This is a genomic window from Streptomyces sp. NPDC045967, from assembly GCF_056430495.1.
In genome coordinates this window covers 56,227-69,056 of the sequence record NZ_JBWKLE010000026.1, presented here as the reverse complement: position 1 = coordinate 69,056, position 12,830 = coordinate 56,227, and the positions used below count along the sequence as shown (strand labels likewise).

The following is a 12,830-nucleotide window of genomic DNA, read 5'->3' as shown; positions in this document are numbered from 1 at the left end:
TCTTCAGAAACAAGATCAGCACGCACCCGGACACCCTGCCGACCAAGATCGTCAAGCGCAAGACCCGCAGCTCAACCCATTCTGAAACCATCAGTTAGTCGTCCATGTACGACTTGGCTGTGCGTTCACACGCTGTAAGATACGAACTAGACGGTTTGTATACGAGCCCTTTGAGGGGTTCATCAGCCAAGTGAGGGCATCATGGCGGAGCAGGAGCGGGCCATCCGTACGCGTCGGACCATCCTGCTGGCAGCGGCCAAGGTGTTCGAGGAGCGCGGCTACCAGACAGCGACGATTTCGGAGATCCTCTCCACCGCGGGTGTGACCAAGGGCGCTCTGTACTTCCACTTCCAGTCGAAGGACGAGCTGGCGCAGGGCGTACTGGCCGCGCAGGTCCAGAACCTCGTGATCCCCGACCGCACGACCCAGATCCAGGAGATCGTCGACATCGTCGCACTCCACACGTACCGGCTGCAGACCGACCCCATGGTCCGGGCCGGAGTGCGGCTGACCATGGACCAGATGGCACACGGTCTGGACCGCAGCGGCCCGTTCCGCAGCTGGGCCGCCCCCGTCCGGGAGCGGCTGGAGAAGGCACAGGCTCAGGGCGAGCTGCTCCCGCACGTCGTACCGGCTGAAACCGCCGACGTCATCGTGGGCACCTACGCGGGCATCCAGTCCATGTCCCAGGCTCTCAGCGACTACAAGGACCTCGTGGTCCGGGTCTCCGCACTCCTGCGCCACCTGCTGCCCGGCATCGCCCAGTCCTGGGTCCTCACCGCCGTCGACATCTCCGAGTCCCGCGGAGAGCGCGTCTACGAGGAAGCCCGGAAGCACTCCCTGGAAGCGCAAGAGGCCGACGGGGCAGCCTGACCGACCTGACGGACGGTTTTAACCCTTCTGGACCTGCCTCCCTGGACGAGCGTGCCCGAAGGCGGCAAATAACATACTGTCTAACCTGTTCTCAGCCCGGTGGCGGAGGCCGCCCTACGGCAGCAGCCCCCGCACCGCCGACGACATCGGCCCGCCCTCCGACCGCTCCGTCTTGCGCCCCTTGCTGCCCGGGGCCAGGGTCCGCGTGTCCACGGCCTCCGCCGGCGCGCCCGTCGCGTACAGGCCGTCCGGGTCGGTGTCCCGGTCGTGCGGCAGCAGCCAGAACACCCTCCGCCGGAACGTGCCGGAGGAGCGGGAGGGCTTCGCGGCCGGTCCCAGCAGCGCGTAGCCGACCATCCGCCCGTCGCGGTGGTAGGCGGGCCGTCCGCGCCGGGTCGGCAGCCGGTCCAGGCTCTGGCGGACGTAGTCGAGCCCGCTGATGTCCTCGAGCCACACGAGGTCCACTTCGTGGACGATCTCGTCCTCTGCGATGAGGGCGCTCATGCTGTCTCCTCGTCCGCGAGCAGGCCGATGCCCGGGTAGTACTTGCGCTGGTTGGACAGGATCATTTCCTTGGGCGAGGCCAGGCCCACCACCTCGCGGACCCGTGCCGCGAAGGCCCGGGACGAGATCGCCGGAGCGCCCTCAGTGTGGCACCAGCCCCTGTAGGCCGCGTAGAGAGCGGCCTGCTCCGCCCGAAGCTCCGGATCGAGCCGGCAGGACTCCCCGATGAACCGCCCCGTGTGGTCCTCGGTCTCCGCGTACGCCGACGTCGCGATGCGGACCCGCTCCGGACCGGTGAGGTCCTTGTCACCGCCCAGGTAGCGGCGGGCGCCCTCGATCAGCCAGTTGAGGATGCCCGGCCCCTCCTGGGTGACGAGCACGTCCGCCAGATTGTCGATCTTGCGTTCGTCGGAGACGACCCGCTCGAACGGGATCAGCCGCATCCGCCGCCAGAACGCGAACCCGCCCGTGCCCACCTCGGGGCGGTGGTTGCCCAGCAGCCACAGCTTGTGGGTCGGCTCGAAGCTGAAGAAGTCCTGCCGCATCCGGCGGGCCTTGATCCGGTCGCCGCCGGTGAGCAGCTTGACCCGCGCCTCGTCGAAGCGGTCGCCCGGCTTCACCTCGCTGCACACGATCACCCGCCGGCCGTGCAGCTCGGCGAGGTCGGTCGGATGCCCCTCGTACGGCCGGGCCATCAGGAACCCGGGGGGCGCCGCGTCCGCGTAGTCGCCCAGCAGCTTCATCAGGACGTCCAGCAGCACCGACTTGCCGTTCTTGCCGGACCCGAACAGGAACGGCATGACCTGCGCGCCGACGTCCCCGGTCACGGAGTAGCCGAGCAGCAGCTGCAGGAAGTCGATCATCTGCGCGCCCTCGGGCCCCTCGCCGAAGGTGTCGGTCAGGAACCGGTTCCAGCGCGGCGTGGGCATCGGCTGCGGCGCCGCCGAGGTGGAGCGGGAGTGGAAGTCACTCGCGGGGTCGGAGGGACGGATGTGACCGGTCCGCAGGTCCACGACACCGGCGGGCGTGCACAGCGCGTACGGGTCGGCGTCCAGCCGGGCCGCGTTGAGCACCATGCCCGGCGCGGACTTGGCCTGGGCGAGCATGGCGTTCATCCCGCTGGTGCTGAGCGCGCGCCGGCGGTGCTGCTGGAGCGCGGCCGGGGTGTAGACGCCGCGGGGGTCCGTGGTGGCGATGGCCTCCGCGAGGTCGCCCGCGGCCCACACCGCGGTGTCGTCCTCGTCGATCTGCCAGCGGGTGAGGTCCCAGCGGAACCAGCCGATGCCGGGGACGTGCCGGTAGTCGTTGGAGTAGAGCTTCACGAACAGCTTGGCGTTGCCCCGGTCGGTGAGCGTGTCGGGCAGCAGCCCCTCCGCGGTCGCCTCCCCTGCCGTCGCCGTACCGCGCACCGCACCCTCGGAGCCGGAAACGCGGGAGCCCGCACCGGTGAAGCCCGCGCCAGCGGAACCGGAATCGCCGGAGGCCGGACCGCCGGGACCCGCACCACCCGCCGACCCGTCCCCCTCTCCCCCCGGGAACTCCGCGGAACCGCCCCCGGACACAGCACCCGGACCCGAAAGTGCGCCCGAACCCGAACCCGGCAGCGTCCCCGCCTCCCGCGGCCCCGGTACGACGACGGGCTGCTGCGCGAGGATCTGCGCCGCGACCGCCCGTACGTCGAACTCGGAGAGCACGCCCTCCTGCTCACGGCTCATGCCCGGCCTCCCGGGGACAGCGGCCGCGCCAGACCGGCACGCAGCCCGCCCCGGATGATGGCCCCGCAACGGCTGCCCTGCCCCGGCCGGGCCCGCTCGGCCTCGTCCCGCAGGACACGCGTGGCCGCGGCCTCGCTGAGGTGCCCGGCGGCGACCAGCCCGCCCGCGGTGTAGGCGGCGCGGTTCAGCTTCTCGGAGAAGGCCGCCCCCTCGGGCACGGCCGCGCACGCGGCGACCTCGGCGAGCGCTCCCGCCAGCACCCGCTCCGCGAGAACCGCCCCGCCGCCGGCCGCGAGAACCGCCTGCCGGGCACGCGGCGGCACGGGCCGCGGACCGTAGGCACCAGCGGCTACTGCACGAGCGGCGGCCGCACCGGCGGCCGCCGTGCCATCGACCGCCGTGCCATGGGCGGCGATGCCGTCGCCCGCGAGGTGCCCGGTGCGCTCCAACTCCCGCGCGAGCCAGCCCGGCAGCGGCGCGGGCTCCCGTACGGGACCCACGGCGCGGTAGCCGCCCGCGCGGGTCACGGTCCCCGGAGCCACGATGTAGCCGCCCCCGGCGCGTACGTCCACCTGCCAGGCCAGCGCCCGGCCGGAGCCCGAGCCGGTGGAGCACTGCCAGCGCCGCCCGCCGCCCCGGTACCAGACGTGCAGTCCGCCCGACGGCGTACGCACGCGCAGCGTCGAGGCGTCGTCCGCGGGGCTGGCGGCGCCGCGCAGCGCGGCCAGCAGGCCGAGCGTGTGGAAGCCGTCGGCGAGGCCCGTCAGGTCGATCCCGGCGGCGATGCCGATGCCGGGCAGCAGCCGGTCGCGGCCGGGCAGTTCCCGCTCGTGCGCGTCGACGTCGATGACGACCAGGTCCGCGGGGCCGGTGGCCACACCGACGCCCAGTTCCGGGCCGGAACCCCACCACTGCCGGATCCGGTCCTCGTCGAGCGTGGCCGCGTGGAAGCCGTGGCACCAGCGGCCCCTACGGAGGCAGGCGCAGGCAGCCCGGTCGTGGCCCGGCGCACGGCAAGCCGTGCAGTTGCCCACCGGCGTCTTGCGGCCCGCGGCCAGGGGGTGAACCGGCCATCCCCGCCGGGCACACCAGATGGCAGTCGTCACAGGGAGCCCGGCGGCCGACGCAGTTCTCCTGCCCTGCGCCGGGTCGCTGCGCGAATCCCGCAGCTCAGCTGCCATTCACATCCCCCATCAGCGACTGAAGCGACTCAACGCCGAACATCACATTAGCCAAACCCCTGCGAGACGAGGGGTAGTTGAGCCAGAACAGGTGTACGCCTCCCCCGGGCGGGCCAGCGACCGGCCGACCCGCCGCCCAGCGACCGGGTCTCCTCCGGTCGCTGGGCGAGTTGCTCACAGAACACCAGGTCACAGACGTTCGCAAGCAACAACAGCGACTGAAGCGACTCAAGGTCCGTATATATGACGCACACACACGCGCACACGCACACGCGGGAATGTCCTCATATACCGAAAGCTTGAGTCGCTTCAGTCGCTGAACGACGCAGCCACCCACTCTGACCTAGGGTTTCTTCCAAGCGACCCGAGCGACCGAACGGCACTCCGGTCGCTGGCCCCCGGTCGCTGCCCTCCCGTAGCGCCCTTCCGGGCCCGTCCTAGCCCGCCTGGGCCGGGCCTCGAGCGCAGGGCGAGCCCGGGCGGCCCCAACCGGCCACGGGCCCGCCGCCTGTGCCGCTTCAGCCCTCGACCGGGCCGGTCTCCCCCGTCAGCAGCAGTTTCTTCTGCGGCTTGCCCATGGCGTTGCGCGGCAGCGCGGCCACGAACCGCACCTCCCGCGGGCGCTTGTGCACGGACAGGTGCGCCGCGACGAAGTCGGTCAGCTCCGGGCCGGTGACCCCCTCGGCCACGACGAACGCGACGATGCGCTGCCCGAGGTCCGGGTCCGGAACGCCGACCACGGCCGCCTCCGTCACCTTCGGGTGGTCCAGCAGCGCGTTCTCGATCTCGCCGGCGCCGATCCGGTAGCCGCCCGACTTGATCAGGTCGATGGAGGCCCGGCCCACGATCCGGTGCACCCCGTCCGCCTCGTCCACGGCCGCGATGTCGCCCGTACGGAACCAGCCGTCCTCGGTGTAGGCGGCGGCCGTCGCCTCCGGGCGCCCCAGGTAGCCGGCGAACAACGTCGGACCGGTCAGCTGGAGTTCGCCGATCTCGGCGCCCGGCTCGGCGACGATCCGGGTCCGGATGCCGGGCAGCGGGGTGCCGACCGTACCGGGGCGGACCTCTCCGCCCGCCCGGCCGCTGAGGGTGATCAGCGTCTCGGTCATGCCGTAGCGCTCCACGGGCCGCAGGCCGGTCAGCCGCTCCAGGTCCCGGAAGACCGGCGCGGGCAGGGCGGCGCTGCCGGAGACCAGCAGCCGGGCCCCGGACAGCGCGGCGGCGGCCCGCGGAGCCCCCGCGATCCGGGACCACACGGTCGGCACGCCGAAGTACAGGCTGCCGCCCGCCGCCGCGTAGGCCTCGGGCGTGGGCCGCCCGGTGTGCACGAGGCGGCTGCCGGTGCGCAGCGCGCCGAGGACGCCGAGGACCAGCCCGTGTACGTGGAACAGCGGCAGCCCGTGCACCAGGGTGTCCTCGGCGGTCCACTGCCAGGCGCCGGCCAGCGCGTCCAGGTCGGCGGCGAGAGCCGCGCCGCTGAGCACCACGCCCTTGGGCGCGCCGGTGGTCCCGGAGGTGTAGAGGATCAGCGCCGGGTCCTCGGGCGCCGGCTCCTTCCCCGACCAGCCCGGGGAGCGCCGGGCGAAGTCCACGTCCACGAGAGCCGCCCCGGAGTCGCGCAGGATGTGCTCGCGCTCGGCGGGCCCGGCGTCGGGCGGCAGCGGAACCAGCGGCACCCCGGCCAGCAGCGCCCCGACCGCGGCGGCGACGGTCTCCAGCGAGGCCGTCGCGGTCACCGCGAACGCGGGGGCTCCGGCCACGTCGGCCGCGACGGCGCGGGCGGCGCCGAGGAGGTCCTCGTAGGAGGCGGAGCGTCCGGCCACGGTCACGGCGTCCGGCCGGTCCCCGTATCCGCCGTCGAGCGCGGTCAGCATGGTTGGCATGGTCGGCAACTCCCCTTCGTACGTGGCCTGCACGGCCTGCACGCCGCGCTCAGACTATGACCGGTGACGGCCCTGTGACCGGCGGGACTCGACCGCTCGACGACTACCGGACGACTACCGGGCGACTGCCCGACGACTGCTTGACCACTGCCCGACGACTGCCCGGCAAGCGCTCCGACCAGCGCCCCGGCCCCTCTCAACGGCTGGTTCCTGCTGGGCTGTGCCGGCTCCCTCCGCTGCACCGGCCTGGCGCTCGAACTACCCCTCCCCGCCGCCGGCCGCGTCGCACTGCCTGCCGTGGCCGGCGCGTTCGTCTGCTGCGCGTGGCCGTGGCCATCAAGGCCATCACGTCCGTCCGTCCCCCCGGACGTCCTACCCTGAGCCCATGATCAATGATTCGCCCCTCCGCCTGGAGCCCGTGACCGCCGCGAACATCGACGCGGTGTGCGCGATACAGGTGCGCCCCGACCAGGCACACCTCGTCTCCCCGGTGGTGAAGTCACTGGCCGAGGCGTACGTCCACGGCGATGTCGCCTGGCCGCGTGCCGTCGTCGACGGCGAGGAGGTGGTCGGATTCGTGATGGCCTTCCTCGACATCCAGTGGGACCCCTCCCGCGACCCCGCCGACCGGCGCTCCGGCATCTGGCGCTTGAACATCTCCGCCGCCCACCAGAAGAAGGGCTACGGCAGCTTCGCGGTCACCGCGGTCCTCGAGGAGCTGCGCCGCCGCGGCGCCCCGCGCGCGTACGTCACCTGGGACACCGGCCCCGGCACCCCCGAGCCCTTCTACCTGGGCCTCGGCTTCCGCCCCACCGGCGAACTCAGCGGCGACCAGCGCGTCGGCGAACTCCTCCTGCCGACCGCCCCGTCCTAGGCGGTGACTTCAGAAGATCACCGCTGGCGGATCACGGTGTCGTGATACGTCGTCATGAGCTGTCCGATGCCGAGTGGGAGTTCGTCCGGCCGTCGCTGCCCGTGTCGTTGCGGGGGCGGAAGCGGCTGGACGACCGCCGGGTCCTGAACGGGATCGGCCGCTCAGGCGAAGGCGGACGCGGCTGGTGACGTCGGGTGGGAAACCCGAGATCAGGCACCCTTGTTGATCGGCTCGAGGATCGCCACGCACTCCACGTGGTGCGTCATCGGAAAGATGTCACGCAAAACGGCAGTCGGCATAGTCGCAGGTCAGCACCGGTACACGGCTCCTCTGAGCGCCCCTTCGGTCGCTTGGAGCGTCAAATGAGCGTCACGAACAGCCGGCGGGGTGCTCCTGGCGAGCCGCAGCAGCGAGATCTTCCAACAGCACATCGGCTACCAGCTCCTCGACCACGGCGATGTCGTGCTCCGCCATGGCTTCGGCCAACTCGGGATCCCACGGTGCTCCGGTGATGCGCCCCGGTCGAGGACCGTGCGCGTTGCGGACGATCGCGGATCGGTAGTCTGCCGCCGTCATGCACCAGGGGTGCGCCCCTGTTTTCTCCATGACGTATGCGGCAATGCGGATGCCTTCGCCATCGAGGTCACCGTGGTAACGGAGAGCAGCGCCTTGGTCCGCGAGTAGGCGCAGGAGCTGGATAGCTGCGCTGTTGGGCCAGCCGGACGTGCAGACAAGCGGCGGGCAGCTGGAGCCGAAGCGACGGAGGGCGAGGGCCAAGATACTGGGGTTCTCCACTACGTGGACGACGAGTGGGGCAGGGGTGGCGGGCAGGGTGAGCTCGCCCGGGCTCCTGACGTGGGCGAGGGTCAGGCTGGCGGCCTGGCCGGCCTCCGTGCACAGGCGGGCCACACGGGCGAGAAGGCCGTCGCCGCCAGGGCGCAGTCCGCCGGCGATGACGGTGGCGGACAGCTCGTCGTCGGCGACGCCAGCGCGGGACCACAGGGCGCGCCGTTCCGCTGCGGACTGCGGTGGAGCAATGTCGTACAGAGTCGCCAGGGCACGCAGGACGAGGGTGGAGACGGGTGTGCCGTCGTCGAGAGCGTGCGCGTGGCCGTTCAGGACTCGGGCGGCGAAGACGGGCAGGGGTTCGGCCTGGCCCGGTAGTTCGGCGAGCACCTTGAGCGTGTCGGTGAGGAGCGTACGGGTACGTTCCGCCGAGCCGCCGACCAGTCCCGCGGCTCGACAGGACGCAGCCCAGTCGGCGAGCACCGGCTGCGCCCGTACCGTGTCGTGACCAGCCAGCCAGGTCCACAGACCGGCGCGTTCGCCCTCCTGGCGGCGGCGTTCACCGGCTCTGTCGCCAAGTGGGCCGATGAGCTCGGCGACGACTTCTCGTACGGTGCGGCCGGAAAGTTCGGTGACTGCCTCCTCCAGGCGGGCCAGGGCAACGGAGGGCCGGGGGTCCGGCAAGCGGTCCAGGCCGAGGAGGTCCGCGAGGGCTTCGCGCTGGGTCTCGTCCAGCAGTCCGAGGCGTACGCGTGTGACGGGGCGGCCGGAGGAGAGACGGTCGTGGACCGTCTGCCAGACGGGATGGAGTTCGGGGCGGCGAAGGGTCGCGTCGCCCGAGGCGAGATGCTCCCGAGAGGTCGTCCCGCCGGACACGGGGTGGTCTCGCAAGGTCATCCTTCCTCCATTCCGGTGCCGTTCCAGACGAAGCGCGCGCTGGTGACGGCGTCGTCTCCGTCGGTCAGGAGTTGGTGGACGGCGATGCCGGGCAGTTCCCTGTAGTTTCCCCACTCGTGGTCGGAGGTGATCATGAGGTCCAGGTCGAGTGCGGTGAGCAGGGCGAAGACCTGTCCGCGGTTGACAGTGTCGACGCCTACGAAGACCTCGTCGAGGAGGATCGGGCGGGGGGCCAGGGGCACGTCCTCGTAGTGGGCGGCGACGGCGGCGAACAGGGGCAGGTGCAGTGCGATGGCTTTCTCCCCGCCGGAGAGCGCGCCGTGCAGCCGCTTGGTCAGGGGCTGCAAGCCGCTCCCGTCCGCCCGGTCGAGGCGGACCGTGAAGGTGTGCCAGGCGGTGTAGTCGAGCACCTCGCCGAGGTGCTCCTCCCAGCTCGCGGCCGTGTCGCTGCCCTTGGCCTCCTCGATGCGGGCACGGAAGAAGGCGTGCAGGGCCTCCCGGTCGGACTCGGTGACCCGACCGGGGTCCTTCAGGAGCAGCTGGCGGGCGGTGCGGGTGCTGTCGGGGAGGTCCGGGCGGACGTCCCAGACGAGCTGGACGGCGACGTTGGAGGCGGTACGGACCCGCTCCAGGTGCCCGTTCATGTGCGCGACGAGTTCGCCGGCCCGACGGATGCGGGCGGCGAGGTGACGGCGGATGTCACCGGTGAGGATCTGGTCGAAGAGGCGCCGTTCGGCGGTGCTGATGTCGTCGCGGCTGCGGTCGCGCTCCTGCGTGAGCGCGGCGAGCAGACCGGTCGCCCCGACGCGGACGCCCTCCAGGGTGGCGGTGAAGAGCTGGATGTCGTCGTCGGGCTCCAGCTCCAGGTCGGCGCGGACGCCGAGGTGGCGGCGGGCCTCGTGGACGGCTTCGGAGAGACGGGTGGCGGCGTCGCCGAGGTGGCGCGGGGCGTGCGGGACCTGGGGCCACCGTGCCGCCATGGCGCGCGCGGCCTCCAGAGTGGCCTTGGTACCGTCCCCGGCATCGAGTTCGGGTACGACGCCCGCGTCCTCGGCCAGACCCACCAGACACAGGTGCCGGAACCGCCGCGCCGCGCCGTCGCGGGCCTCGACTGCCTTCTCCTGCCGGTCGGCGTCCTGGCCACTGGTGGCCCTCAGCTCTCCGATGCGGCCTTCCAGGCCCAGGAGGAGCTCGGCTGCCTGGCGGGCTTCCTTGCCGCAGCGGACCCGTTCGGCACGGGTCTCCGCAACGCGCGCCACGATCTGCCGGTAGTCCGCGCCGACCGTCTCCTCCACCGCCTTCAGACGTGCCGTCATACCAGCCGCCTTCGCTTCCGCAGAGGCCGCGTCGGCGGTCTGCTTCTCCGCGAGAAGGCGTGACCGGTCCGCCCGTGCGGCCGTCTCCCTAGCCCTCTCAGCGGCCGCGATCGCGTCGATGCGGGCGTCCGTCCAGGCTTCGGCGAGGTCGCGGAACCTCTCCACGTCGCGGCCGAGTTCGCGCAGCCGGTCGCGGTCCGTGGGCAGACCGTGTTCGGCGGCCCTGCGGCTCAGCGTGCGCAGCGCGCCGGCCACGTCACCCTCGCGTGCGGCCAGATGCTCGGTCGCGTCGCGCACGGCGTCGTCCCGGGCGGCCACCTTCTCCTCGGCCCGGCCCCAGTCCCGTCGGCAGGCGTCGAGTTCCCGGTAGTCGGGCCGGGCGATGCGGTCGTCCGCCAGCCGGGCGGCGCGGGCGCCGAGTTCCCGCAGCCGGTCGGCGAGGGTGGCCAGGGAGGCGTCCTTCTTGGCGATCAGCTCGGTCAATTCGGCGATCTCACGCTGCTTGGCCCGCTGCCGGGCGAGGGCGCCGATATGGGCGGGCTCCGGCTTGCTCCAGGAACCCGTGGCCGGCGCGAGGCGCCAGGCGCCGTCGGAGGAGACTGCCGCAGGGTGACCGCCGGGCAGGGTGGTGCCATACGCGATGCCGGCGAGGATGCGGGTCACCGTGCCGGCCGGTACGGGAATGTCCTCCTCAGGCCTCAGCACGTCCAGCAGGCTGGAGCCGGGGGCGGTCGTGGCGAGGCCGACCTCGACACGGGTGTCGTGCCCAGGAAGGGTGAGCCCTTCGGATGCGCTCACCCATGCGTCCAGGAGACCCGACGCCTCCAGTGCCGCTTCCACCGCGGCCTGTACGGGGAGCGGGGCGTCCTCGTGGAAGGCGATCAGCCGCCACAGCGGCGCGCCCGCCGCAGCCGTGCGGACGGTGGTGCGGGTGGGTGGAGCGACGGGCTGGAGATCGGTCTCGCCGCTGAGCTTGCGCCTCCGAGCGTCGAGCAGGTCCCGTTCCTGCTCCAACCCCTGTTGCGCCGTGCGGACTCCGGCCCGCTCAGTGGTGATCTCCTGGTCCAGCGGTCGTGCGACCGTTTCGACCAGCTCACGCACGTCTGCCTCGACGGCCGCCCTGGCGGCCAGTTCATCGAGGTCGGGGATGCGCAGCTCCGTGCAGTCCCGGGCCCAGGCAAGCAGCCGTTCCGCCTGGGCGGCGAGGACGTTGTCTCTGGCGGTGGCGGCCGCGTCGCGGTGGGCGATCGCGTCCGCAAGTCGGGTGCGGGCCTCGTCCAGCAGGCCCTCGGCGGTTCCCCGGTCGCGTACCGCCCGGTCGTGGGCTTCGATCGCGTCGGTGATGTCGGCAACCTGCTCCCGTCGGGCGGTGACCGCGCCCCGGAGCAGACGACGGGCGGCGGTGCCAGGAGCATCGGACCGCCTGCTCCCCGGCCTGACCGGGGTGTTCGCCGTCCCGTTGCCGAGTGACTTCGCCTCCCCTTCCGCGTCCAGAATCGTCTTCACCTCGTGGTGAATGGACTCCATGCCTGCGGCCCGGGCCGAGCGGTGTGCCTCGTCCGAGGTCGCGCGGGCGTGCTCATCGCGCGAGCGGGCGTGGCCCGCGAGCTCGTCGGCGTGCTTCCGGTCCTCCTCCGCCTCGGTCTCGGCGGACCGGGCGGCGGTACGCAGCTTCGCGGCGGCCGCGACCTGTTCCTCGGTACCGCGGCGGAGCCGGTCGAGCTCCTCCCCCTTCTGGTAGGCGTCGCTCTCCCGAAGCCCTTCGATGATCTCGTCCAAGGCGTGCGCCCGTAGTTCCAGCTCCTCTCGCAGGGCCAGGGTGGAGGCGCGCTCCTCGCACGCCTTCTCGTACTCCTCGGCGCTGACGCGGGCGTCCCGGGTGAGGTCGTCCATCTCGGTGGTCGCAGAGATCAGCGCTGCCGCACCGGCCCGCAGGACCCGACGGGCGTAGGCGCGCTGCCGGGAGGCGACGTTCTCGGCGGCCGTCACCTCGGCGTCGAGCCGGTCGAGGTGGTCCCGCTGCCGATCCAGGCGCTCGAAGCCCTCGGCGAGCTCGGTGATCTCTCCATCGCCGAGCGGGGGCAGTGCCCGGGACAGCAGGATGGACAGGAGGGAGGGGTCGAGCCGTTCGGACAGCTTGGGCTGGCGGAGCTGGAGCAAGGCGGAGAGCAGGGACTCGTACCGCTGCTCACCCATGCCCGCGAAGAGTTCGCGCCGCACAGTGGTGCGGTAGTCGGTGGCTGACGGATGCACCTCGCCGCGGTCGCGCAGGGCTTCGGCGAGGGCCGCTTTGGTCAGGGGCTGTCCGGTGTCGTTGACGAGGTGGACCCCGTCGGGATGGGCGATCCGGGCGGTGGTGGTGAAGTAGTCGGCGTGCGCCGTGGTGGTGTGCACGCTCGCGTGCAGGCGGGCTCCGCAGCCGAACCAGTGCTCAGTGCCGTCGTCTCCGACGCGGCGGAACTCCATCCACACGTACCCCACACGGGTCTTGCCGGACGCTCCCTGGCCTAGCAGGTTCCAGTGCATCGTGCGCTCCGAACCGCCGAACGTGGAGAGGCGGTTGGGGCGGAGGCTGGCGTCGAAGAGGAAAGGGAGCAGCAGTTCCAGGGCCTTGGACTTGCCAGTGCCGTTCTGACCTCGCAGCAGCAGGCGACCCTGGTGGAAGGTGAAGGTCTCGTCGTAGTAGCGCCAGACGTTGAGGATGCCCGCGCGATGGGGCTGCCAGCGTCCGCGGCCGGTGTCCGCCTCGTGAACGGGCGACGGCTCCATGGTCTCCTCGGGCCGTCGCTGGAGCGTCACGC

8 protein-coding genes are annotated in these 12,830 nt (G+C 72.1%); 2 read left to right on the top strand and 6 right to left on the bottom strand.

Annotated elements, in window-relative coordinates; all coding sequences use genetic code 11:
- The first annotated feature begins 201 nt into the window (after positions 1-201).
- The gene (locus AC07FY_RS30990) at positions 202-873 is read left to right on the top strand and encodes a ScbR family autoregulator-binding transcription factor (protein WP_479013076.1); all 672 of its coding nucleotides are present in this window, start codon (positions 202-204) and stop codon (positions 871-873) included.
- Between the two features lie 114 nt (positions 874-987).
- On the opposite strand, the gene AC07FY_RS30985 is transcribed toward AC07FY_RS30990, so the two are convergent.
- The 4 genes from AC07FY_RS30985 to AC07FY_RS30970 form a co-directional block, all read right to left on the bottom strand.
- Complete coding sequence (locus AC07FY_RS30985) at positions 988-1,377, bottom strand: DUF6009 family protein (RefSeq protein ID WP_479013073.1); 390 nt, start codon at positions 1,375-1,377, stop codon at positions 988-990.
- Positions 1,374-3,092 carry a DNA primase family protein gene (locus tag AC07FY_RS30980; RefSeq protein WP_479013070.1) on the bottom strand — a complete coding sequence of 573 codons (1,719 nt, stop codon included), beginning with the start codon at positions 3,090-3,092 and terminating at the stop codon, positions 1,374-1,376. The genes AC07FY_RS30985 and AC07FY_RS30980 overlap by 4 nt, the downstream gene beginning before the upstream one ends.
- Positions 3,089-4,273, bottom strand: a complete 1,185-nt coding sequence (locus AC07FY_RS30975; protein WP_479013067.1) for a bifunctional DNA primase/polymerase — start codon at positions 4,271-4,273, stop codon at positions 3,089-3,091. The genes AC07FY_RS30980 and AC07FY_RS30975 overlap by 4 nt, the downstream gene beginning before the upstream one ends.
- A gap of 518 nt (positions 4,274-4,791) precedes the next feature.
- On the bottom strand, positions 4,792-6,147 hold the full coding sequence (locus tag AC07FY_RS30970) for an AMP-binding protein (RefSeq protein WP_479013090.1): 1,356 nt from the start codon (positions 6,145-6,147) through the stop codon (positions 4,792-4,794).
- 394 nt (positions 6,148-6,541) lie between these two features.
- Between AC07FY_RS30970 and AC07FY_RS30965 the strand changes: the two genes are divergently transcribed.
- Positions 6,542-7,030 (top strand): GNAT family N-acetyltransferase, encoded by a 489-nt coding sequence (locus AC07FY_RS30965; protein WP_479013064.1) that lies wholly within the window; start codon positions 6,542-6,544, stop codon positions 7,028-7,030.
- A 369-nt stretch (positions 7,031-7,399) separates the two neighbouring features.
- Here the strand turns inward: AC07FY_RS30965 and AC07FY_RS30960 are convergent, their stop codons facing one another.
- Together AC07FY_RS30960 and AC07FY_RS30955 are read right to left on the bottom strand one after the other, a co-directional pair.
- Entirely contained in the window at positions 7,400-8,713 is a 1,314-nt protein-coding gene (locus AC07FY_RS30960) for a TIGR02679 family protein (RefSeq protein ID WP_479013062.1), read from the bottom strand.
- Complete coding sequence (locus AC07FY_RS30955; protein ID WP_479013088.1) at positions 8,710-12,798, bottom strand: TIGR02680 family protein; 4,089 nt, start codon at positions 12,796-12,798, stop codon at positions 8,710-8,712. Before AC07FY_RS30955 ends, AC07FY_RS30960 begins: the two co-directional genes overlap by 4 nt.
- Positions 12,799-12,830: the final 32 nt, after the last annotated feature.